General features: G+C 73.2%; 18 protein-coding genes and 3 pseudogenes. 9 read left to right on the top strand and 12 right to left on the bottom strand.

The genetic code is table 11. The features are described 5' to 3' along the window. Positions 1 to 2: 2 nt before the first annotated feature. Positions 3 to 1,586, bottom strand: a complete 1,584-nt coding sequence (cimA, locus tag JD77_RS18720; protein WP_145775501.1) for a citramalate synthase — start codon at positions 1,584 to 1,586, stop codon at positions 3 to 5. 370 nt (positions 1,587 to 1,956) lie between these two features. Here cimA and JD77_RS18715 point away from each other — a divergent pair, with 370 nt between their 5' ends. The 4 genes from JD77_RS18715 to JD77_RS18700 all read left to right on the top strand — a co-directional run bounded on the left by JD77_RS18715 (position 1,957) and on the right by JD77_RS18700 (position 4,431). Next, the gene (locus tag JD77_RS18715; RefSeq protein WP_145775500.1) at positions 1,957 to 2,517 is read left to right on the top strand and encodes a peroxiredoxin; all 561 of its coding nucleotides are present in this window, start codon (positions 1,957 to 1,959) and stop codon (positions 2,515 to 2,517) included. Positions 2,518 to 2,519: 2 nt separating this feature from the next. Beyond that, a complete protein-coding gene (gene ahpD / locus JD77_RS18710) occupies positions 2,520 to 3,050 on the top strand; it encodes an alkylhydroperoxidase, AhpD family (protein WP_145775499.1) in 531 nt (176 codons plus the stop codon). A gap of 139 nt (positions 3,051 to 3,189) precedes the next feature. Then, positions 3,190 to 3,648, top strand: coding sequence for a PRC-barrel domain containing protein (locus JD77_RS18705; protein ID WP_145775498.1), 459 nt, complete (start codon positions 3,190 to 3,192; stop codon positions 3,646 to 3,648). Positions 3,649 to 3,690: 42 nt separating this feature from the next. Further along, on the top strand, positions 3,691 to 4,431 hold the full coding sequence (locus tag JD77_RS18700) for a tyrosine-protein phosphatase (RefSeq protein ID WP_211372604.1): 741 nt from the start codon (positions 3,691 to 3,693) through the stop codon (positions 4,429 to 4,431). A 72-nt stretch (positions 4,432 to 4,503) separates the two neighbouring features. Here the strand turns inward: JD77_RS18700 and JD77_RS18695 are convergent, their stop codons facing one another. Beyond that, positions 4,504 to 5,601 (bottom strand): branched-chain amino acid aminotransferase, encoded by a 1,098-nt coding sequence (locus tag JD77_RS18695; RefSeq protein WP_145775497.1) that lies wholly within the window; start codon positions 5,599 to 5,601, stop codon positions 4,504 to 4,506. A 179-nt stretch (positions 5,602 to 5,780) separates the two neighbouring features. Further along, positions 5,781 to 6,812 (bottom strand): 3-isopropylmalate dehydrogenase, encoded by a 1,032-nt coding sequence (locus JD77_RS18690; RefSeq protein ID WP_145775496.1) that lies wholly within the window; start codon positions 6,810 to 6,812, stop codon positions 5,781 to 5,783. Between the two features lie 223 nt (positions 6,813 to 7,035). On the opposite strand from JD77_RS18690, the pseudogene JD77_RS18685 reads away from it, so the two are divergent. Both JD77_RS18685 and JD77_RS18680 read left to right on the top strand, forming a co-directional pair. After that, positions 7,036 to 7,907 (top strand): annotated as a pseudogene (locus JD77_RS18685) (FAD:protein FMN transferase). A gap of 379 nt (positions 7,908 to 8,286) precedes the next feature. Continuing rightward, positions 8,287 to 8,640, top strand: a complete 354-nt coding sequence (locus tag JD77_RS18680; RefSeq protein WP_211372603.1) for a hypothetical protein — start codon at positions 8,287 to 8,289, stop codon at positions 8,638 to 8,640. A 115-nt stretch (positions 8,641 to 8,755) separates the two neighbouring features. Here JD77_RS18680 and serA read toward each other — a convergent pair whose 3' ends face one another. The 5 genes and pseudogenes from serA to JD77_RS18655 form a co-directional block, all read right to left on the bottom strand. Further along, positions 8,756 to 10,354, bottom strand: coding sequence for a phosphoglycerate dehydrogenase (gene serA / locus JD77_RS18675; protein WP_145775494.1), 1,599 nt, complete (start codon positions 10,352 to 10,354; stop codon positions 8,756 to 8,758). Positions 10,355 to 10,663: 309 nt separating this feature from the next. Continuing rightward, positions 10,664 to 11,677, bottom strand: coding sequence for a ketol-acid reductoisomerase (gene ilvC, locus JD77_RS18670; protein WP_145775493.1), 1,014 nt, complete (start codon positions 11,675 to 11,677; stop codon positions 10,664 to 10,666). A 92-nt stretch (positions 11,678 to 11,769) separates the two neighbouring features. Continuing rightward, positions 11,770 to 12,294 (bottom strand): acetolactate synthase small subunit, encoded by a 525-nt coding sequence (gene ilvN / locus JD77_RS18665; protein WP_145775492.1) that lies wholly within the window; start codon positions 12,292 to 12,294, stop codon positions 11,770 to 11,772. Between the two features lie 2 nt (positions 12,295 to 12,296). Beyond that, a pseudogene (locus JD77_RS18660) lies at positions 12,297 to 14,179 on the bottom strand (acetolactate synthase large subunit). Between the two features lie 189 nt (positions 14,180 to 14,368). Further along, positions 14,369 to 16,792: a putative bifunctional diguanylate cyclase/phosphodiesterase gene (locus JD77_RS18655; protein WP_387227277.1), complete on the bottom strand. Its 2,424-nt coding sequence runs from the start codon at positions 16,790 to 16,792 to the stop codon at positions 14,369 to 14,371. Between the two features lie 128 nt (positions 16,793 to 16,920). Here JD77_RS18655 and ilvD point away from each other — a divergent pair, with 128 nt between their 5' ends. After that, entirely contained in the window at positions 16,921 to 18,768 is a 1,848-nt protein-coding gene (gene ilvD, locus JD77_RS18650) for a dihydroxy-acid dehydratase (RefSeq protein ID WP_145775490.1), read from the top strand. A gap of 16 nt (positions 18,769 to 18,784) precedes the next feature. On the opposite strand, the gene JD77_RS18645 is transcribed toward ilvD, so the two are convergent. After that, positions 18,785 to 19,522, bottom strand: coding sequence for a type I restriction-modification system subunit M N-terminal domain-containing protein (locus JD77_RS18645; RefSeq protein ID WP_246140754.1), 738 nt, complete (start codon positions 19,520 to 19,522; stop codon positions 18,785 to 18,787). 255 nt (positions 19,523 to 19,777) lie between these two features. Here JD77_RS18645 and JD77_RS18640 point away from each other — a divergent pair, with 255 nt between their 5' ends. Together JD77_RS18640 and JD77_RS18635 are read left to right on the top strand one after the other, a co-directional pair. Then, the gene (locus JD77_RS18640) at positions 19,778 to 20,245 is read left to right on the top strand and encodes a hypothetical protein (RefSeq protein ID WP_246140753.1); all 468 of its coding nucleotides are present in this window, start codon (positions 19,778 to 19,780) and stop codon (positions 20,243 to 20,245) included. Then, entirely contained in the window at positions 20,242 to 20,595 is a 354-nt protein-coding gene (locus JD77_RS18635) for a type II toxin-antitoxin system RelE family toxin (RefSeq protein ID WP_145775489.1), read from the top strand. The genes JD77_RS18640 and JD77_RS18635 overlap by 4 nt, the downstream gene beginning before the upstream one ends. A gap of 90 nt (positions 20,596 to 20,685) precedes the next feature. Here JD77_RS18635 and JD77_RS34750 read toward each other — a convergent pair. From JD77_RS34750 to JD77_RS18625, 3 genes and pseudogenes are all read right to left on the bottom strand, one after another. Further along, positions 20,686 to 21,300, bottom strand: a pseudogene (locus JD77_RS34750) (SulP family inorganic anion transporter); the annotation flags it as partial. Beyond that, the gene (locus tag JD77_RS33745) at positions 21,216 to 22,163 is read right to left on the bottom strand and encodes a SulP family inorganic anion transporter (RefSeq protein ID WP_246140752.1); all 948 of its coding nucleotides are present in this window, start codon (positions 22,161 to 22,163) and stop codon (positions 21,216 to 21,218) included. The pseudogene JD77_RS34750 and the gene JD77_RS33745, both read right to left, overlap by 85 nt. Beyond that, positions 22,160 to 22,555, bottom strand: a complete 396-nt coding sequence (locus JD77_RS18625) for an ArsR/SmtB family transcription factor (protein ID WP_145775488.1) — start codon at positions 22,553 to 22,555, stop codon at positions 22,160 to 22,162. The genes JD77_RS33745 and JD77_RS18625 overlap by 4 nt, the downstream gene beginning before the upstream one ends. Positions 22,556 to 22,613 lie beyond the last annotated feature (58 nt).

The following is a 22,613-nucleotide window of genomic DNA, read 5'->3' as shown; positions in this document are numbered from 1 at the left end:
CCCTACACCCGGGTGCGGTCGAGGCCGTACGTGAGGGCATCGACCAGCGCGTGCCAGGACGCCTCGACGACGTTGGGGTGCACCCCCACGGTCGTCCAGTCGCGGCCCGCGCCGTCGGCGGTCTCCACCAGTACCCGGGTCACCGCGCCGGTGCCGCTGCTGCCCTCCAGGATGCGCACCTTGTAGTCGGCCAACTCGAAGTCGCGCAGCTCCGGGTAGTGCCGGGACAGCCCGGCCCGCAGCGCCTCGTCCAGGGCGTTGACCGGGCCGTTGCCCTCGGCCGTGGCGATCACCCGCTCGCCGCGTACCCGGATCTTCACCGTGGCCTCGGAGACCACCGCGCCGTCCTCGCGGTGCTCCACCAGCACCCGGTACGACTCCAGCGCGAACGGCCGGGCCGGCGCGCCCTCGGGCAGCTCGGAGCGGACCAGCAGCTCGAACGAGGCGTCCGCCGCCTCGAACGACCAGCCGCCGGCCTCCATCTCCTTGACCCGCTTGGTGACCGTGGACAACGCCTCCGGATGGCCGGCCAGGTCCAGGCCCAGCTCGCGGCTCTTCAGCTCGACGCTGGCCCGGCCGGCCATCTCGGTGACCAGGATCCGCATGTCGTTGCCCACCACGCTCGGGTCGACGTGGTTGTAGAGCAGCGGATCCACCTTGATCGCGCTCGCGTGCAGCCCCGCCTTGTGGGCGAAGGCGGCGGCCCCGACGTAGGCCTGGTGGGTGTCGGGGGCGATGTTGGCGATCTCGGCGATGGCGTGGGAGACCCGCACCATCTGTTCCAGGCAGCCCTCGGGCAGGACGGGCATCCCGAGCTTGAGCTGCAGGTTGGCGACGACGGCGAAGATGTCGGCGTTGCCGGGGCGCTCGCCGTACCCGTTGGCGGTGCCCTGGGCGTGGCGGACGCCGGCCTCGACGGCGGCGATCGTGTTGGCCACCGCGCAGGCGGTGTCGTTCTGGCAGTGGATGCCGAGCAGCTCCGGCGCCACGCCGGTGCGCGCGGTCAGGTCGGCGATCGCGGCGGTGACCTGGGAGGGCAGCATCCCGCCGTTGGTGTCGCAGAGGACGAACCGCTCGGCGCCGGCGGCCAGCGCCGTCTCCACCACCGCGGCCCCGTACGCCGGGTCGTGCCGGTAGCCGTCGAAGAAGTGCTCCCCGTCGACGAAGACGCGCCGGCCCTCGGCGACCAGGTGCGCCACGGTGTCACGGATCATCGCCAGGTTCTCTGCGGGGGTGGTGCGCAGCGCCCGCTCGACGTGTCGCAGGTCGGCCTTGGCGACCAGCGCGACGGCCGGGGTCTGCGCGTCGAGCAGCCCGCGGACCTGCGGGTCCTCGGCCACCGCCACGCCGGCCTTGCGGGTGGCGCCGAACGCGACCAGCACGGCGTGCTTCAGCTTCAGCTCCGTGCGGGCGCGCCGGAAGAACTCGGTGTCCTTCGGCACCGCCCCCGGCCAGCCGCCCTCGATGAAGCCGACGCCGAACTCGTCCAGCAGCCGGGCCACGGCCAGCTTGTCGACGACGGAGTAGGTGAGCCCTTCACGCTGGGCGCCGTCGCGCAGCGTCGTGTCGTAGACCTGGAACGTCATGGGAGTCCTTTCAGGCGCGGTGGGGCAGGTGGGCGGCGGCGACACGGACCAACAAAAAGACCCCCCGCGGATGCGGGAGGTCTGCGCGCTCGGCGGGGGTAGGCCGGGCGCGCTAGCTGGCGATAATGACTACGGTGCGAGTCACGCTCGCTACTGTGCCACCCCTCCCCCGGATCTGGGAGGGTCAACCCACATGCCGGGACGGTCACGGAGCGTTGCCTCGCCCGATCAGGCCGGCGCGCCCGGGCGGAGCCCGCCGCAGGTGATCAGCTTCACAGTTCACCCGGCCGCCACCAGGGCGAAACACGACTGCGGCAATATCTGGAACCGATCCAGTTATCGGCCCCGCGCCGCTGTCAAGGAGGACACTGTGCTCACTGTCGGTGACCACTTCCCCGAGTACGAGCTCACCGCCTGCGTCTCGCTGGACGCCGAGAAGGCGTTCGAGTCGATCAACCACAAGTCCCACGAGGGCAAGTGGCGGGTGGTCTTCTTCTGGCCGAAGGACTTCACCTTCATCTGCCCCACCGAGATCGCCGAGTTCGGCCGACTGAACGGTGAGTTCGCCGACCGGGACGCCCAGGTGCTCGGCGTGTCCGTGGACAGCGAGTTCGTCCACTACGCCTGGCGCAAGGACCACCCGGACCTGCGCGAACTGCCCTTCCCGATGCTCAGCGACATCAAGCGCGAGCTGACCGACGCCTGCGGCGTGCTCGGCGAGGACGGCGTGGCCCAGCGCGCCACCTTCATCGTGGACCCGAACAACGAGATCCAGTTCGCCATGGTGACCGCCGGCTCCGTCGGCCGGAACGTCTCCGAGGTGCTGCGGGTGCTCGACGCCCTGCAGACCGACGAGCTGTGCCCGTGCAACTGGAACAAGGGCGGCGAGACCCTGGACGCCACCGGGCTGCTCGCCGGCGCCGGGGCCTGACGATGGGTCTGGACGCGGTCAAGGCGGCCCTGCCCGAGTACGCCAAGGACATCAAGCTCAACCTCGGCTCCACCGTCGGCACCTCCACGCTGAAGCCGGAGCAGGCCTGGGGCACCGCCCTGGCCTGCGCGGTCGCGGCGCGCAACCCGCGGGTGCTGCGGGAGATCGCCGCCGAGGCGGCCGAGCACCTGACGCCGGAGGCGGTCGAGGCCGCCAAGGGCGCCGCCACGATCATGGCGATGAACAACGTGTACTACCGGGCCAAGCACCTCATCGGCGACGAGCAGTACGCGTCGATGCCGGCCCGGCTGCGGATGCAGATCATCGCGAGGCCGGGCGTGGAGAAGGCGGACTTCGAGCTGTGGTGCCTCGCCGTCTCGGCGATCACCGGCTGCGGCGTCTGCCTGGAGTCGCACGAGAAGACGCTGCGTGCCGCCGGCTTCACCCGGGAGCAGGTGCACGAGGGGCTGCGCATCGCCGCCGTCGTACACGCCGCCGCGGTGGCCCTCGACGCGCAGGCCGCGCTGGCCTGAGCCGTACGCCCGACGGGCCGGCGCCGCACGCACGCGGCGCCGGCCCGGCGCCGTCTCCGCCGGGCGTGTAGGTGCGGACGGACCCGGGTACGTGTCTCCACGGACACCCGCTCTCCCCGAGGCGACCCAGGAGTCACCCATGAACCCGCTCGACCCGCGCGCCGTGCACGCCAGCCCCGATCCCCTGGTCGCCGGAGGCCAGGGCGCCGTCGCCGGCGGCGCCCCCGCCGGCGCCTTCGACCCCTGGAGCTACCGCGACCAGTCCTCGGCCACCGACGTCGACCTCGTCGGCTACCGCGTCGAGGCCACCGACGGCGGGATTGGGAAGATCGACAGCGCCAGCCACGAGGTCGGCGGGAGCTACCTGGTGGTCGACACGGGGCGGTGGATCTTCGGCAGGAAGGTCATGCTGCCGGCCGGCACGGTCAGCCACGTCGACCACGACGCCCGCGAGGTCCACGTCGACCGGACGCGCGACCAGATCAGGGCCGCGCCCGAGTACGACGGGAACAGCCACGGGGACCCGGCGTACCGGGACCGGCTCGGCGGCTACTACGACGCCAGCTACGCCGACCTGCCCCCGGGCACCGCGCGCTGAACCGGTCCGCCACCGCGAGCCGCCGGCCGTTACCGTGTCGGCGTGGACGCGACAGAGGTCAACCGCAGGATCCCCTTCTCCGCCATGTTCAACTTCCGGGACGTGGGCGGCTATCCGACCCGCGACGGGCGCGCCGTGCGCTGGGCCCGGCTCTACCGCTCCGACTCCCCGCACCGCATCGACGGCGCGGACCGGGACGCCTTCGTCGCCCTCGGCGTCCGGACCGTCATCGACCTGCGCCGTCCCGAGGAGGTGACCCGGGACGGCCGGGTCCCGGAACTCGACGGGCTCGCCTACCGGCACATCCACCCGGAGCACGCCGACTGGGCGCAGGCGCCGTACGAGCCCGACACGAGCCTGGCCCGCTACCTCGCCGACCGGTACGCGGACCTGGCCGGGACCGGCGCGGCGGGGCTGGCCGAGGCGGTCGGGCTGATCGCCGACAGCGCGAACGCACCGGTCGTGGTGCACTGCGTGGCCGGCAAGGACCGCACCGGCATCGTCTGCGCGCTGACGCTGGCGGCGCTCGGGGTGAGCGACGCCGACATCGCCACGGACTACGCGCTGAGCACCGAGGCGTCGGAGCGGTTCAGCGCGTGGGTGGCCGCCACGACGCCCGAGGGCGAGGAGCTGCCGGCGCCGTTCCTGGCGTCGCCGGCCGAGGCGATGACGCTCTTCCTCACCGAGCTGCGGCAGGGGCACGGCTCGGTGGAGGGCTACCTGCGGCACGCCGGGGTCAGCGCCGCCCAGCTCGCCGCGCTCCGCGCCCACCTGCTGGAGTGAGCCCCACCCGGGAGGGTGACTCCGGCCGGATCGCGCCCGGGGCGTACGTGGACGCCCCGGGCGCGCCGGCGGTCAGCGGACCCGGACGACCCAGTCGTGCGGGTCGGCGGCCCGGCCACGCTGGATGTCGACCAGCTGCTGGCGCAGCGCCATGGTGGCGCGGCCCGGCTCGCCGCCGCCGACGAGGAACTCGCCGTCGGGGAAACGGACCCCGCCGATCGGCGTGATCACCGCCGCGGTGCCGCAGGCGAAGACCTCCCGCAGCCGGCCGCTGACCGCGTCGGCCTGCCAGTCGGCGAAGCTGACCGGCTGCTCCCGCACCTGGAGGCCGGCCTCGGCGGCCAGCGTGAGGACGGCGTCCCGGGTGATGCCGGGCAGTATCGTGCCGGTCAGCGGCGGGGTGACCAGGGTGTCGTCGTCGTAGACGAAGAAGACGTTCATCCCGCCCAGCTCGTCGACGAAGCGTCGCTCCACCGCGTCCAGGAACACCACCTGGTCGCAGCCCGCCTCGATCGCCTCGGCCTGCGCCGCGAGCGAGGCGGCATAGTTGCCACCGCACTTCGCCGCGCCCGTGCCGCCGGGGGCCGCGCGGGTGTAGTCCGGCGAGACCCAGACCGTCACCGGCCTGACCCCGCCGGGGAAGTACGCCCCGGCCGGCGAGGCGATGACCACGTAGAGGTATTCGTTGGCCGGGCGGACGCCGAGGAAGACCTCGCTGGCGAACATGAACGGCCGCAGGTAGAGGCTGCCGTCGTCGCTCTCCGGGACCCAGTCGCGGTCGATCTCGACAAGCCTGCGCAGCGACTCCACGAACGCCTCCGGGGGCAACTCCGGCATCGCCATCCGGCGGGCGGAGGCGGCGAACCGGGCGGCGTTGGCCTGCGGCCGGAACAGGGTCACCCCGCCGTCGGCCGTCCGGTACGCCTTGAGCCCCTCGAAGATCTCCTGCGCGTAGTGCAGCACGGCGGCGGCCGGGTCCAGCGGGATGGGCCCGCGCGCCTCGACCCGGGCGTCGTACCAGCCCTTGCCGTCGGCGTAGTGGATCGTGACCATGTGGTCGGTGAAGACCCGCCCGAAGCCCGGGTTGGCGAGCAGGGCGGCCCGGTCGGCGACGGATACCGGCGCGGGATTCGGACGGATCTCGAAGTCGAGCTTGTCACCACCGCTCATCGCGCGTGCCTCCCTGCGGAACAACGGCGCGCGGGACCGCACGCCGACTTCACTGTTTGCCAGAAACTTACCCCGAGCGGTCGTTCAGCAGGTAGGTCGGTACCGGCGAACGGGGCGCTGCGCACGCGCGTTCGGGCAGATCGGACGCCTGCCGGGCGTCCGCGGTGCGGGGACCCGCGTCAGGCCACCGCGTACGCGGCGAGCCGGTCGCCCACCTCGGCGGTGCGCAGCGGTACGTTCGGGGCCCGGTTGGCCAGCTCCGTGCCGACGGCGGCGGTCACCCGCGCGGCGGCCTCGGCGTGCCCGAGCTGGTCGAGCAGCAGGGCGGCGGAGAGGACCGCGGCGACCGGGTCGGCGACGCCCTGGCCGGCGATGTCCGGCGCGGAGCCGTGGACCGGCTCGAACATCGACGGGTAGCGCCCCTCGGGGTTGATGCAGCCGCTGGCGGCCAGCCCGATGCCGCCGGTCACCGCCGCGGCGATGTCGGTGAGGATGTCGCCGAAGAGGTTGTCGGTGACCACGACGTCGTACCGCTGGGGCTGGGTGACCAGGAACATCGCGGCCGCGTCGACGTGCTGGTACTCGGTGGCGACGTCGGGGTGCTCGGCGGCCACCGCCTCGAACGCGCGGGCCCAGAGCGACCCGGCGTGGGTCAGCACGTTGGTCTTGTGCACGAGGGTGACCTTGCGCCGCTCGCGGCGTTCCGCGCGGGCGAACGCGTCCCGGATCACCCGCTCCACCCCGTGCCGGGTGTTCAGGCTCTCCTCCGTGGCGACCTCGGCCGGGGTGTTCCGGTGCAGCGCGCCGCCGGCGCCGGTGTACAGCCCCTCGGTGCCCTCCCGCACCACGACCAGGTCGACCTCGCCGGGCTTCACGCTCGCCAGCGGGCCGGAGACGCCCGGCCAGAGCCGCGACGGGCGCAGGTTGACGTACTGGTCGAAGGCGAACCGGAGCTTGAGCAGCAGGCCCCGCTCCAGCACGCCCGGCGGGACGCTCGGGTCGCCGACCGCGCCCAGCAGGATCGCGTCGTGCCCGGCGAGCTCAGCCAGGACGGAGTCGGGCAGCACCTCGCCCGTGCGGTGGTACCGGGCGGCGCCGAGGTCGTACTCCGTGGCCTCCACCCCGGGGAGCACGGCGTCGATGACCTTCCGGGCCTGCGCGACCACCTCGGGCCCGATCCCGTCCCCGGCCACCACCGCGATCCGTGCCACGTCCTGCGCTCCCTCACCTCGGCGTTCCCCGCAACCGTACGACTCCGTCCCGCGTCCCGGTACACCTCTTCCACATCCCGGGAAAGTCGGATGCACAGAAGGTTCCCAGGTCAGACTCATGGAGCGATTATCTTCGCAGCCTAGCGTCGGTGCCGAGCGCGTCCCGGGCGCCCGTACCGGACACCACCGCAGCGCTGCGGCGCCGTCAGCGAAGGAGCAGGCCATGCGCATCGACGAGCAGCCCCGCCCCCGCTGGACCGACGAGCAGCCGCGGACGCGCTGGGTGGATCAGGTCGGCTTCCGCAGCCGGCGCCCCGACCTGCGGCTCGGCGCCCGCAGCCACCGCCTCGACCGCTCCGTCGCCCCCGTCGACCGGATCGTCGTGCGGCACACCGTGCGCACCGCCACCGCGGAGTACACGCTGCTGCTCAACGCGCCGGACCGGCAGGGCCGACGCGGCGTCGGCGAGGCGCTGGCGGACGCCGTCGGCGAGCTGCGGGCCATCGACCTCACGTACGGCCCGACCCGACCCGGCAGCCTCGTGTCCCGGCTGCGCCGGGGAGAGATCAGCCCCGAGTCGTACCCGCCGCTGGCCGACCTGGTGGACCGCTGCGCCGCGATGCGGGCCGCGACCGACGGATGGTTCGACGCCTGGGCCGTGCCGGGCGGCTTCGACCCGGGTGGCCTGCTCGGCGGCTGGGCGGTGGAGCGGGCCGCGGCCCGGCTGCGCGCCGCCGGCATCGACGACTACGCCGTGCTCACGGGGCCGACCTCGTGGTACGCGGCCACGCCCCGCACGGCGGCCCGTGGCGCGTCGCCGTGCACCACCCCACCGACGCTCGCCGGCCCCCGCTGGTGCTGGAGATGACGGCCGGCGCGGTGGGCACCTCGGGCGTGAGCGGGCGGCGGGGACACGTCGTCGACCCGCACACCGGGGAGCCGGCCGACCAACTCGTCTCCGCCACCGTGATCGGCCCGGACCTCGCGGTGGCCGACGCGTACGCCACCGCGCTCTACGCCGCCGGCCCGACGGGGCTCGTCTGGTTCCGCAACGGCTCGGACTACCGGGCGCTGTTCGCCCACCGTCGCCCCTGACCGTCGCCGCCCGCCGGCGTGCCGTTCGCGGGCCGGGTCGGGCGGCCCTCCGGCCGGATTCGCGCCCGGGCCGCGGGCGGCCCGCGATCGGCCCCCACGGTCGCGGCAACGATCGTGGGGGCCGGTCAGCGACGAGTGCGCATGGCTCGCGCAATCGAGGGGCGCGGACTGGTCGGGCCCGGCGTCTGACCACGCCACCCGAAGACGGGCCGACGACCGAACTCAGCCAGTGACCGCACGAGTACGCTATCGAATCGACGCGACTCGACGCAAGAGTCTCCACAGCGGACCGTCCTGCCGGGACGATTTGGAACGTTCCCGGCTTACCTACGGCGGGGTCGCCATGACTTCCCGGCCGCAAGATGGCACGCTGTCCGCCGTGAGTTTCGATCTGAGCGTGTGGGCCCTCCCGGACGGGGCCACGCCCGCGGACGTGCGGGCAGCGGTGCAACGGTGCCGACAGGGGCAGCACGGCGAACGCTACCCGGACCCGCGGGTCGTCGGCTTCTACCGGGCGATCACGGCCAACTATCCGGACCGGGCGGGCGAGGGATCGCCGTGGGAGGTGTCGCCGCTGCACGCGACCGCCGACCACATCGTCATGAACCTCAACCCGGCCTGCGAGGACCAGGTGCTGCTCGACATCGAGCGGCTCGCCGGAGAGCACAACCTGATGCTCTTCGACTACCAGGACGGCTCCGTCTACCCGCCGCCCGCCCCCGCGCGGCGCTGACCCGACACATTTCCCCGAAACGGCGAGGGGCCCGGCCATGTGGCCGGGCCCCTCGGGTGTCGTGCGTGGACGGGACGATCCCGCCCGGAATCCGCCCGTCGCGGGCGGGTCGGCCCTACTCGTCGCGCAGGTCGGCGGCGCTGGCCGACACCGCGCCGATCGAGTCGGCGGCCGAGGTGAGCAGGTCCGCGCCGAGCGCCTGGTCGACGGTGAGGGTCATCAGCGTCTCGCCGCCGGCCTCCCGGCGGGCGACCTGCATCGCCGCGATGTTGATGCCGGCCGCGCCGAGCAGCGTACCGACGGTGCCGACCACGCCCGGCCGGTCGACGTAGCGCAGGAAGAGCAGGATGCCCTCCGCGCCGATCTCCACGTCGAAGCCGTCCACCTCGGTCAGCTTGATGACGTCCCGCGAGCCCGCGTGCGACACGGTGCCCGAGACGCTGACCGTGCGGCCGTCCGGCAGGGCGCCGCGGACGGTCACCAGGTTCGGGTGCTCCACCGTCTCGGCCGGGCTGGTCAGGGTGACCTCGACGCCGCGCTCGGCGGCCAGGTGCGGCGCGTTGACGTAGGTGACCTGCTCCTCCACCACGGAGCTGAACAGCCCCTTGGTGGCGGCGAGCTTGAGCACCGAGACGTCGTGGTTGACGATCTCGCCGCGCACCTCCACGGTGACGCTGGCAGCCACCCCGCCGGCCACGGCGGTGAACGCCCGGCCCAGCTTCTCCGCCAGCGGCAGCAGCGGGCGGACGTCCTCGGCGACGACGCCGCCGGCCTGCACGTTGACCGCGTCCGGCACGAACTCGCCCTGCAGGGCGAGCTTCACGCTCCTGGCCACGGCCAGGCCGGCCTTGTCCTGCGCCTCGTGGGTGGAGGCGCCCAGGTGCGGGGTCGCCACCACGTTGTCGAAGGCGAACAGCGGCGAGGAGGTGCACGGCTCCTTGGCGTACACGTCCACGCCGGCGCCCGCCACCCGGCCCTCGGCGATCGCGTCCGCGAGGGCCTGCTCGTCGACCAGGCCACCCCGGGCGGCGTTGACGATCCGCACGCCGGGCTTGACGATCGCCAGCTCCTTCTCGCCGATCAGGCCCACGGTCTCCGGGGTCTTCGGCAGGTGGATCGAGATGAAGTCGCTCTCCCGCAGCAGCTCCTCCAGCCCGACCAGACGCACCCCGAGCTGGGCCGCGCGGGCCGGCTGGATGTACGGGTCGTACGCGATCAGCCGGGTGCCGAAGGCGGCGATCCGCTGCGCGAAGAGCACGCCGATGCGGCCGAGGCCGACCACGCCCACCGTCTTGCCCTGCACCTCGACGCCGGTGTACTTGGACCGCTTCCACTCGCCGGCCTTGAGGGCGGCGCTGGCGCTGGCGGTGTTGCGCGCCACGGCGAGCAGCAGCGCGACGGCCTGCTCGGCGGCGGAGACGATGTTGGAGGTGGGGGCGTTGACGACCATGACGCCCCGGGCGGTGGCGGCCGGTACCTCGACGTTGTCCAGGCCCACGCCGGCCCGGGCGACCACCTTCAGCCGCGGCGCGGCGGCGATCGCCTCGGCGTCGATCTGTGTGGCGCTGCGCACGATCACCGCGTCGGCCTCGGAGAGAGCGGAGAGCAGGGCCGGGCGGTCGGTGCCGTCAACGTGCCGGACGTCGAAGTCGTGGGCGAGCACCTCGATGGCGGCGGGGGCGAGTTCTTCGGCGATCAGTACGACAGGAGTCATCGGTCCTCGTAGAGGTCGGGTGGCGGTCGGCCGGGGTGCCGGGACGCCGCACTGCGCCCCGCGCTCAGTCGTGCTATGGCCGTCTGGTGCGCCGCTACGCACCTACCGCCGATCGTAGGGGGCAGGCCGGCCGGCGTGACCCCGACCTAGGGGTGAGCGCCCTCACAAACCCGACATGCACGGGGGTTCCGGACGGGAAAGCGGACAGCGGTGGCCGGCCCGACGCCGGGAGGGGCGTCGGGCTGGCCACCGCGGGGCACGCCTCGGGGGGTGCCGGTTCGGGCCGTCCGGGTCTCCGGACGGCGCCGGTCAGGCCGTCTCGGTGATGGGCCGGTCCACCCAGCTCATCATGTCCCGCAGCTTGCGGCCCGTCTCCTCGATCGGGTGCGCCGCGCCCTCGGCCCGCCACTTGGTGAAGTTCGGCCTGCCGGCCTCCTCCTCGGCGACCAGCTCGCGGGCGAACTCGCCGGACTGGATCTCGGAGAGGATCTTGCGCATCTCCTCCTTGACCCGGGCGTCGATCACGCGCGGGCCACGGGTCAGGTCGCCGTACTCGGCCGTGTCGGAGATGCTGTAGCGCATCCGGGCGATGCCGCCCTCGTACATCAGGTCGACGATCAGCTTCAGCTCGTGCAGGCACTCGAAGTACGCCACCTCGGGGGCGTAGCCGGCCTCGGTGAGCACCTCGAACCCGGTCTGCACCAGCGCGGACGCGCCGCCGCAGAGGACCGCCTGCTCGCCGAACAGGTCGGTCTCCGTCTCCTCCTTGAAGGTGGTCCTGATCGCGCCGGCCCGGGTGCCGCCGATCGCCTTGGCGTACGACAGGGCGAGCGCGAAGGCGTTGCCGCTGGCGTCCTGCTCGACGGCGACCAGGCAGGGCACGCCCTTGCCGTCGACGTACTGGCGGCGGACCAGGTGACCCGGGCCCTTCGGAGCGACCATCGCGACGTCGACGTCGGCCGGCGGCTTGATCAGGTCGTACCGGATGTTGAAACCGTGGCCGAAGAAGATCGCCTTGCCCGGGGTGAGGTTGGGCGCGATCGACTCGGCGTACAGGGCCCGCTGGGCGGTGTCCGGGGCGAGGATCATGATGACGTCGGCCTCGGCCGCCGCCTCCGCCGGAGTGAGCACCCGCAGGCCCTGCTCCTCGGCCTTCGGGCGGCTCTTCGAGCCCGCCGGCAGGCCGATCACCACGTCGACGCCCGAGTCGCGCAGCGACAGCGCGTGGGCGTGGCCCTGGCTGCCGTAGCCGATCACCGCCACCTTGCGGCCCTGGATCAGGCCCAGGTCCGCGTCGTCGTCGTAGTACACCTCAACGCTCATTGACATTCCCTTTCGTACGGCGGCCCGCGGTGGCCCGTCGTGGATCTGTACGGTCGGCTTTCAGACGGCGCGCAGCGCCGGCATGGTCGAACTTATGCGGCGCGCAGGGCGGGGCCGGCGGTGATCGAGCGCGAGCCGCGACCGATCGCCACCGTGCCCGACTGCACCATCTCCTTGATCCCGAACGGTTCGAGGTCGCGCAGCAGCGCGTCCAGCTTGTCGGGGGTGCCGGTGGCCTCGATGGTCAGCGTGTCCGGCGCGACGTCGACCACCCGGGCGCGGAACAGGTTCACCGTCTCCAGCACCTGCCCCCGGACGCTGCGGTCGGCGCGGACCTTCACCAGGAGCAGTTCCCGGGCCACCGAGACCTGCGGGTCCAGCTCCACGATCTTGAGCACGTTGACCAGCTTGTTGAGCTGCTTGGTGACCTGCTCCAGGGGGGACGACTCGGCGTTGACCACGATGGTGATCCGGGAGACGTCGGGGTTCTCGGTCTCGCCGACGGCGAGGCTGTCGATGTTGAAGCCGCGCCGGGAGAACAGCCCGGAGACCCGGGCCAGGACGCCCGGCTTGTTCTCCACCAGCACGGACAGCGTGTGCAACGTCTGAATCGTCATAATTAGAGTTCGTCCTCGTCGAACGCGGGGCGGACGCCCCGGGCGAACATGATCTCGTCGTTGCTGGTGCCGGCGGCCACCATCGGCCACACCATCGCGTCCTTGCCGACCACGAAGTCGATCACGACGGGGGCGTCGTTGATCGCCATGGCCGCCTCGATGGTCTTGTCGACGTCGGCGGCGTTCTCACAGCGCAGGCCGACGCAGCCGAGCGCCTCGGCGAGCTTGACGAAGTCCGGGATCCGGTGCTTGTGGGTGCCGAGCTCGGTGTTGGAGTACCGCTCGTTGTAGAACAGCGTCTGCCACTGCCGGACCATCCCGAGGTTGCCGTTGTTGATCACGGCGATCTTGACGGGAATGCCCTCCAGGGCGCAGGTGGCCAGCTCCTGGTTGGTCATCTGGAAGCAGCCGTCGCCGTCCACCGCCCAGACCACCGTGTCCGGCTGGCCCACCTTGGCGCCCATCGCGGCCGGGACCGCGTACCCCATCGTGCCGAGGCCGCCGGAGTTGAGCCAGGTGTACGGCTTCTCGTACGAGATGAACTGGGAGGCCCACATCTGGTGCTGCCCGACCCCGGCGACGTAGATCGCGTCCGGCCCGGCGATCTTGCCCAGCCGCTCGATCACGTACTGCGGGGACAGGGTGCCGTCGGCCGGCTCCTCGTACCCCAGCGGGTAGCGCTGGCGCAGGTCGTCCAGCTGGTTCCACCAGTCGGCGAGGTCGGCCGGCTCGTGGGCGGCCCGCTCGGTGGTGACCGCGGCGATCAGCTCGTCGATCACGTGCCGGGCGTCGCCGACGATCGGCACGTCCGCGTGCCGGTTCTTGCCGATCTCGGCCGGGTCGATGTCGGCGTGCACGACGGCGGCGTCCGGGGCGAAGGTGTCCAGCCGGCCGGTGACCCGGTCGTCGAACCGGGCGCCCAGCGCCACGATCAGGTCGGCCCGCTGCAGGCCGTAGACCGCCGTGACCGTGCCGTGCATGCCGGGCATGCCCAGGTGCTGCCGGTGCGAGTCGGGGAACGCGCCGAGCGCCATCAGGGTGGTGACCACCGGAATGCCGGTCAGCTCGGCCAGCCGGCGCAGCCCCTCGGTGGCCCCGGCCTTGAGCACCCCGCCACCGACGTAGAGCACCGGGCGGCGGGCCGAGGTCATCAGCCGGGCGGCCTCCCGGATCTGCTTGCCGTGCGGGTGCAGGGTGGGCCGGTAGCCGGGCAGGTCCAGCGTCGGCGGCCAGGTGAACGTGGTCTGCGCCTGGAGGACGTCCTTCGGGATGTCCACCAGGACCGGCCGGGGCGCCCGGTGGCGGCCAGGTGGAACGCCTCGGCGAGCACCTGCGGGATCTCCTCGGCCGTCTGCACCAGGAAGTTGTGCTTGGTGATCGGCAGGGTGATGCCCTGGATGTCGGCCTCCTGGAAGGCGTCCGTGCCGATCGCCGGCCGGGCGACCTGGCCGGTGATCGCCACCATCGGCACCGAGTCCATGTACGCGTCGGCGATCGGGGTGACCAGGTTCGTCGCGCCGGGGCCGGAGGTGGCCATGCAGACCCCGACCTTGCCGGTGGCCTGCGCGTACCCCGTGGCCGCGTGGCCGGCGCCCTGCTCGTGCCGGACCAGGATGTGCCGGACGGTGGAGTCGTAGAGCGGGTCGTACGCCGGGAGGATCGCCCCGCCCGGGATGCCGAAGACGACGTCCACGCCGAGCGCCTCGAGAGACCGCACGAGGGAGCCGGCCCCGGAGACCTGGACGGGCTCGGACTGCCGTACCGCCGGGGCGGTGGCGGCGGGGCGGGCGGCCGGCGCGGCCCGGTCGGCGTCGGTCGTCGGCTCGGCGGCGGTGCGGGCCCGCCTGGCGGAGTGGGCGAGTGTCTCTGGCGTGGGTCGCGTCATGGCGGTTCAGGCCTTCGGCTTGGAAGTGGCTGGGGCTCTTCGAGCGGTGCGCCGCGGGCGGGGCCCGTCGGCGATGGGTCCGACGGCAATAAAAACGGCCCTCGTGCTTCACGCACGGGGCCAGCGCACTCTCGACGGGGAGAGTGCGCTCAGGTAAGTACTCGCGGAGACAGGTTCGACGGCATGCGGTCAAGCCTGACGCATCTCACGCGATGAGTCAACTGATCCCACATTTTGGTTGACGGACGTCGGCGTGGCGCCCGGCGACGCGCCGTCGACACCTGCCCCGAACTGCGCGGACGGGCCCTCGGCGGGACGTCGCGTGGGCGCTGGGGAGGCCGGCCGGGGCCGCGGCGTGGCAGAGGTCACGGCCGGGTCGGGACGAGCGCCTGGCGGGACGGCGGGGGCCGGACGCGCGCCGGGCGACGTGGCCGCGTCGAGCATCGCCTCCAGGTGCTCCGCCGGCACCCCCCAGCCGAAGAGCGCGCCCTGGCCGAACCGGCAGCCGGCGGCGACCACCGCGGCCAGTTCCGCCGGCGTGGTGACCCCCTCGGCGATCACCTGCAGGCCGAGCTGGTGACCGAGCCGCATCACGATGTCGACCATCGGGGCGAAGGCCGGGCCGTCGGCGTCCGCCGGGCGGACCGGCTCGTGCTCCGCGACCAGACTGTGGTCGATCTTGAGGATGTCGATCGGGAGGCGGCGCAGCTGCCCCAGGGACGAGTATCCGGCCCCGAAGTCGTCCAGCGCGATCCGGACGCCGGTGCGCCGCAGCGCGGTCAGCCGCCGGATCAGCTCGTCCAGGTCGGTGGCGACGGCGTGCTCGGTGACCTCCAGCACCAGCCGCTGCGGGGGCACGTGGTGGGCGCGCAGCGCGTCGGCGACCTGGACCACGTACTCCGGGGCGTGCAGCTCGCGGGGCGAGACGTTCACCGAGACCCAGACGTCGTGCCCGTCGGCCAGCCAGCGGGACAGCTGCCAGCACGCCTGGTGCAGCACCCACGCGCCGAGCTTGGAGATCATCCCGCACTCCTCGGCGAGCGGGATGAACTCGTCCGGGCCGACGTTGCCCAGCTCCGGATGGTGCCAGCGCAGCAGCGCCTCCGCCCCGACCGGGCGCACCGACGGCAGCGCGGCCACCGGCTGGAACGCGAGCCGCAGCTCGTCGCGCTCGATCGCGCCACGCAGCTCGTGCTCCAGCGTCGCCCGGCGGCGCAGCCGCTGGTCGTACGCGGCGTCGTAGTGCTCGATCCGGTCCTTGCCGCGCTGCTTGGCGTAGCGCAGGGCCAGGTCGGCGTTGCGCAGCAGCAGCTCCACGTCCGGGTCGTCGGACTGGGCGGCCACCCCGATGCTGGCCGAGAGGAAGACCGGCCCGTCCGGCTGCTCGTACGGCTGGCCGAGCACCCCGAGCAGCCGCTGCGCGACCCGGCCCGCGTCGGCCTCCCGGCCGGGCATGAGCACCGCGAACTCGTCCCCGCCGAGCCGGGCCGCCAGGTCGCCGGGCCGCAGGTTGCCGCGCAGCCGCCGGCCGACCTCCGCCAGCACGTTGTCGCCGACGTCGTGCCCGCGCATGTCGTTGACGTTCTTGAAGCCGTCCAGGTCCAGGCCGAGCAGCACGCGCGGGGCGCCCGAGGCGGCGGCCCGGTGCAGGGCACGCAGCAGACCCCGCCGGTTGGCCAGGCCGGTCAGCGCGTCCGTGTGCGCCAACTCCCGGAAGTGCGCCTCCCGCGCGGCCAGCCGGCCCGCGTACCCGCGCACGTCGTTGAGGGTCAGTTGCTGCCGGGCCACCAGCGCGAAGCCCTCGACACTGCCGGCGACGATGCCCAGGGCGTCGAACCGGCCGCCCTCGAGCAGGTGGTACATCGCCGACGCCGCCATCGCGAGCATCGGCACGAAGGCGTACGCGCCGTCCCGGCGGATCAGGTCGACCTCGATCTCACCGGTCGGGGCGGAGCCGTGCATGGCCAGGGCGGCGGCCAGCAAGCCGGCCGCGAGCAGCCCGGCGCCGGCGAGCACCATGCCCGGCAGGGCCTGCAGGAGCCCCGCGGCGACGCCGAGCCCGCCGCAGGTCACCGCGGCCATCCCGGCGCCGAGCCAGGCCAGCCGGCGGCGGGGCGGGACGGCCCGCAGGAGCACCACCACGGCGAGCCCGACGGTGAGCGCGGCGCCGAGGGTGGCCAGCAGGGTCGGCACGCACGCCGGCGGCGTGGCGGCGCCGAGCAGCCGGGTCGGCTCGGAGAGGACCACCCAGCCGACGAACCACAGCGCGGTGGCCACGATCAGGCCGTCCAGGAGCAGCCGCGCCCTGGCCGCCGAGGTGTTCGGGGTGCCGCGCAGCCGCAGCAGCCCCGCGCCGAACGCCAGCGCGCTCGTGGCGGTGCCGGCCGAGACGAGGGTCACCCAGGTGATGCGGTGCCCCGGCCGGCTCGCGTCGAGCCCGACGCCCAGCGTGGCGGCGAGCCCGACCAGCAGGCTGGCCAGCGCGACCGCCGCCGCCGCGGCGACCAGCGCGGCCACCTGCCGGCAGGGCCACCCGAGCCGCCGGACGGCCAGGGCCAGCAGCGCGGTGGCGCCGACGGCGACGAGCACACTCAGCACCGCGACCGCGACCATGCCCGGGGGGAAGTGCACGCCTCAACTCTGCCGGATGCGCGCCCCTCGTGGGGTACCGGGTGTGCATCTGTTGGGACGCGGCGTGCGCGGGTGGGGGTTGCCCGCCCGACGGTGCCAGACTGGAAGGCATGCCTGAGCTGCGGTCGAAGACCTCCACGCACGGTCGGACGATGGCCGGCGCCCGGGCCCTGTGGCGGGCCACCGGGATGACCGACGACGACTTCGGCAAGCCGATCGTCGCCATCGCCAACAGTTTCACCCAGTTCGTCCCCGGTCACGTACACCTCAAGGACCTCGGTGGCCTCGTCGCCGACGCGGTGGCCGAGGCCGGCGGGGTCGGCCGGGAGTTCAACACGATCGCGGTCGACGACGGCATCGCCATGGGCCACGGCGGGATGCTCTACTCGCTGCCCAGCCGCGAGCTGATCGCCGACGCGGTTGAGTACATGGTCAACGCGCACTGCGCGGACGCCCTGGTCTGCATCTCCAACTGCGACAAGATCACCCCCGGCATGCTGATGGCCGCGCTGCGGCTCAACATCCCCACCGTCTTCGTCTCCGGCGGCCCGATGGAGGCCGGCAAGACGGTGGCGATCGAGGGGATCGTGCACTCCAAGATCGACCTGATCGACGCGATGATCGCCTCCTCCAACGAGGCGGTGACCGACGACCAGCTCGGCGCCATCGAGCGCTCCGCCTGCCCGACCTGCGGCTCCTGCTCCGGCATGTTCACCGCCAACTCGATGAACTGCCTGACCGAGGCGATCGGCCTGGCGCTGCCCGGCAACGGCTCGACGCTGGCCACCCACGCCGCGCGCCGGTCGCTCTTCGTCGAGGCCGGCCGCACCGTCGTGGAGATCGCCAAGCGCTGGTACGACGGCGACGACGCCTCGGTGCTGCCCCGCGCGGTCGCCGGCCGGGCCGCGTTCGAGAACGCGGTGGCCCTGGACGTGGCGATGGGCGGCTCGACCAACACGATCCTGCACCTGCTCGCCGCCGCCCGGGAGGCCGAGCTGGACTTCGGCGTCGCCGACATCGACGCGATCTCCCGCCGGGTGCCCTGCCTGGCCAAGGTCGCCCCGAACTCGCCGCAGTACCACATGGAGGACGTGCACCGGGCCGGCGGCATCCCCGCCATCCTCGGCGAACTGGACCGGGCCGGCCTGCTCAACCGGGACGTGCACGCCGTCCACTCCCCCACGCTGGAGCGCTGGCTCGCCGACTGGGACGTCCGCGGCGGCTCCGCCACGCGGGAGGCGGTCGAGCTGTTCCACGCCGCCCCGGGCGGGGTGCGCACCACGGAGCCGTTCTCCACCACCAACCGCTGGTCGTCGCTGGACACGGACGCGGCCGGCGGCTGCGTGCGGGACCGGGAGCACGCGTACTCGGCCGACGGCGGGCTGGCCATCCTGCACGGCAACCTCGCGCCGGACGGCTGCGTGGTGAAGACCGCCGGAGTGCCCGAGGAGTGCCTCACCTTCCGCGGGCCGGCGCGGGTCTTCGAGTCCCAGGACGCCGCCGTCGAGGGCATCCTGAACAAGTCGGTGGTCGCCGGGGACGTGGTGGTCATCCGGTACGAGGGCCCGAAGGGCGGCCCCGGCATGCAGGAGATGCTCTACCCCACCTCGTTCCTCAAGGGCCGCGGGCTGGGCCGGTCCTGCGCGCTGCTCACCGACGGCCGGTTCTCCGGCGGCACGTCCGGCCTGTCGATCGGGCACGTCTCCCCCGAGGCGGCCTCCGGCGGGCTGATCGCCCTGGTCGAGGAGGGCGACGAGGTCGTCATCGACATCCCGAACCGGTCGATCGAGCTGAACGTGCCCGCCGACGTGCTGGAGGCCCGGCGCGTCGCGCAGGAGAAGCGCGACCGCCCGTACACGCCGCTGGACAGGGAACGGCCGGTGTCGGCGGCTCTGCGCGCGTACGCCTCGATGGCCACCTCGGCCAGCGACGGCGCCTACCGCCGCGTCCCGGAGTGATTGGCGGGGGTCCTTCCTAACGCGCTTTCCGCGTAGGAAGGGGCCCCTGTTGAACACCCCGTCGCCGGCACCCTTCCGGCGACGCGGGCGACCGGTGCCGGCCGACCCCGGGCAGACGACCACGTCGTTCATCAGTCCCGGGCGCCGCAGATTTGATCATGTGCTGCACCAGGCGCGGGGTGTAGTACTCGCCGGCCTTCTTGTTGGACTGGTCCGCGAACCGCTTGATGAGATATTCGTACGCCTGCCCGAACACGTCCGGTGGGACGACCGCGTTGCTCAACGTCCTGCTGGAGAAGTGCTCGATGAGATCGCGCAGCTTGGCGTCCGGCAGCTTGTCCTTGTTCGTCCAGGCAGCGCTCCCGAAGATGCCGTACAGCACGTCCGGGTTGGCCTTCTCGATCGCGCGGAAGGCGGTCACCAGGGCTTGCCCGACGTTCTCGGTGCGGGCGCGCAGGTCCTCCCACAGGCAGCCGGAGGGGATGCCGAAGCGGTGGTTCTCGGCGAACGACGCGTACTCGTGGTCGTCGCCCGACTCCGCCAGCGCCCGCTCGTACTCCTCGGTGTAGACGTCGCTGATCCGCTTGAAGAACATCAGCGGGAAGATGTACGCCTTGAAGTCGGCTTGGTCGATGCTTCCGCGCAGCAGATCGGCGGCCCGGGCCAGATACTGCTCCAGCTCCGACAGGCTCAGCGGGATGGCGAGTGTGTCATGGGTCGTCGTCGCGGATACCCGCGCGTATCGATCGGTCACGTCGGGCACCGGTCCACGGCCATGTTTGTTGCTGTCTCCTCGGGGATTGCCGGCATGCCGCCATGCCGGTCTCCTACCGTAACGGGAGGGCAGACAGCGAGGAATCCTCCGGGCCGGTGGCAAGAGCGTGTCGCTGGTTGCGCGGTCAGTCCAACCGGCCGGGTCCGGCATGCTGACGGCCTACGCGGTGACCGCGGGTGGGCCCCTTCGCCATGTCCTGGCAATTCCGCCCACCTCTGAAGTAGTGTTGATGTCATGTCGATGCCGTTGGAGTCCGTGCCGTTCTCGGAACTGCTGCGCCAGCCGGCGGAAACCACCGAGCGGCTGGCCCGCGCTCGCGCGGTGCGGCTGCGCCGCCGCGACGCCGCCGACCTGGTACTGATGTCCGCCGACCGGGCGGAAGCCGAGGGCGAGGTGGTGGACCTGACTGCCCGGCTGCTGGCCAGCGTGGTGCGCCGGGACCCGGCCCTGGTGCGTGAGGCGCTGCCCACCGTGCTGCCCTGGGTGCGATTCCTGCCGCCCGGAGACCTCGAGCAGATGGCCAGCGAGTTCGTCGACACGGCGGAGGCGGCCGCGGCGGTGGGCAACACCGCAGCAGTATCGCAGTTCCTCACCGAGTGGCGGCACACCGCCGAGATCCACGCGGACCCCGACCTGCACCGGGTCCTGGCCGCGTCGAGCGCCGGCGACTTCGGGCCGGTGGCGCGCCCTGCCGGCGAGTGAGCGCGAAGCGAGGCGACCGGGCGGCGCCGCCACCACGCCCCGGCGGCTACACCCTGCGGTTCGCCACGAACGACGCGGCCAAGGGCTGGGAGGAACTGTGCCGCCAGGCCGCGGCCAACACCCGCGCCGCGTTCGACGCCATCGAGGCCAACCCCTGCCCGTCCCCGCCGACCAGCCGCCAGCACCCCCTCAAAGGCTCCCTCGCCACCACGGGGCACAACGGAAAGACGCTGCCGCAGTGGCAGTACGAGGTCACCGCCGGCGGTCGCATCTGGTACCTGGTCGACCACGACACCCGCACCTGCTGGATCAAGCACGCCGGCACCGGACACCCCAAGGCCACCGACTAACAACCTCCAGAAGTCACCCTCCAGGGAGCGCGCAATCCCGCGTCCCCGCAGCCGCCGGATGGCGTCGCCGAGGACGTGCGCGCCGGTGGCGTCGATCGTGGACACCCGGGACATCCGCAGGATGACCACCCGCACGTCGGCGACCTCGGTGAGTTCGAGCAGGAAGTTGTGCGCGGCGGCGAAGAACAGCGGCCCGTCCAGCCGGTACGCGACGATGTGCTCGTCGAGCAGGGCCCGCTCCTCCGCGCTGTGGTCGCCCGCGTCGAGCGGCACCTGCTCCAGCCTGGCGCTGCGCGCCACCGCGCGCAGCGCGACGACGACCGCGACAGCGATGCCGACGGCGACGGCGGTGACCAGGTCCCAGATCACGGTCACCGCGAACGTGAGGACGAGCACCAGGGCGTCGCCCCGGGTCGCCCGGGCCAGTGCCCACAGCGAGCCCACCTCGACCATCCGTACCGTCGTGGCGAGGACCATCCGTACCGTCGTGGCGAGCAGCACCCCGGCCAGCGCGGCGAGCGGGATGCGGCCGACCAGCGGCGCGGCGGCGAGCACGATCCCGGCGAGCGCCACGGCGTGGGTGAGCGCGGCCAACTTCGACGAGGCCCCGGCGCGTACGTTCAGGGCGGTGCGGGCGATGGCGGCGGTGGCCGGGACACCGCCGAACAGCGGCGCGGCGAGGTTGGCCAGCCCCTGGCCGAGCAACTCCCGGTCGGGTCGTGCCGCTCGCCCACGGTCATGCCGTCGGCGACGGTGGCCGACAGCAGGCTCTCCAGCGCGGCGAGAGCGGCCACGGCAAGCGCGGAGGGCAGCAGCACCCCGATCGCGCCGGGGTCGAGGAACGCCAGCGACGGCGCGGGCAGTCCCTGCGGCAGGGCGCCGATGCGGACGAGGTCGACCGGGGCGGTCTCGGCCAGGACCGTCGCGGCGGCCACTCCGAGCAGGGAGAACGGCACACCGGGCCACCAGCGGGCGCCGAGCAGCATCAGCGCCGCGACCCCGATGGCCGTAGCGAGGGCCGCCGGCCGCGGGTGTACGACGAAACGGGCGACCGCGTCGCCGGCCACGGCCCAGACCCGCTCGCCGTGCGCGTCGGTCACGCCGAGCGCGGCGGGCACCTGTTGCAGGGCGATGACCACGGCGATGCCGGCGGTGAAGCCCTCGATCACGGGGGTCGGCAGGTAGCGGACGTACCGGCCGAGGCGGGCGAGCGCCAGGGCGATCAGCACCAGCCCGGCCATCGCGCCGACCATGAGCACGCCGGTCGGGCCGAACTGCTGCACCACCGGCACCAGCACCACCGTCATCGCGCCGGTCGGGCCGGACACCTGGAGGTTGGAGCCGCCGAAGACGGCCGCCACCGTGCCGGCGACCACGGCCGTGACCAGCCCGGCCTGGGCGCCCAGCCCCGAGGTGACGCCGAAGGCGAGGGCCAGCGGCAGGGCGACGACGGCGACGGTGAGCCCGGCGAGCAGGTCGCGGCGGGGCGAGCGGCGTACCGCAATCCAGTCGGCGCGGCCGGGCAGCAGGCGCAGGGCGCGGTCGCGGAGGACGGCGGCGCCGCTCACCTGCCCCGCCCGGCACGGTCGCGGTCACCCTCGGCGGGGGCGGGGGCGGGGGCCGGGGCGGTCGCGGCACCGGCGCGCAGCTCGTCGAGCAGGGCGTCGCGGTCGGTGAGGACGGCGCCGAGGATGCGCCGCCCGGCGGCCAGCAGGTCGGCCACGTCGGGGGTGCTGAGCGCATACACCACGAGGGGGCCGTCGCGGTGCGAGGTGACCATGCCGGCGCGGCGCAGCACGGCGAGCTGCTGCGACAGGTTGGACGCCTCGACCTCGATGGCCGCGAGCAGGTCGCGGACGGGCTTCGGCCCGTCCTGGAGCAGTTCGAGCACCCGGATGCGCACCGGATGGCCGAGGGTGCGGAACAGCTCCGCCTTGGCCTGGTACAGCGGCACGGACATGACGGCTCCTCCCGAGGTCGCCATTGAAGAGATTAGCAGTTGCGAAAATCTTCAAGTA

It is taken from the genome of Micromonospora olivasterospora (genome assembly GCF_007830265.1).
Lineage (GTDB): Bacteria > Actinomycetota > Actinomycetes > Mycobacteriales > Micromonosporaceae > Micromonospora > Micromonospora olivasterospora.
The sequence above is the reverse complement of the archived record's forward strand: the minus strand, read 5'-3'. Positions and strand labels throughout refer to the sequence as shown.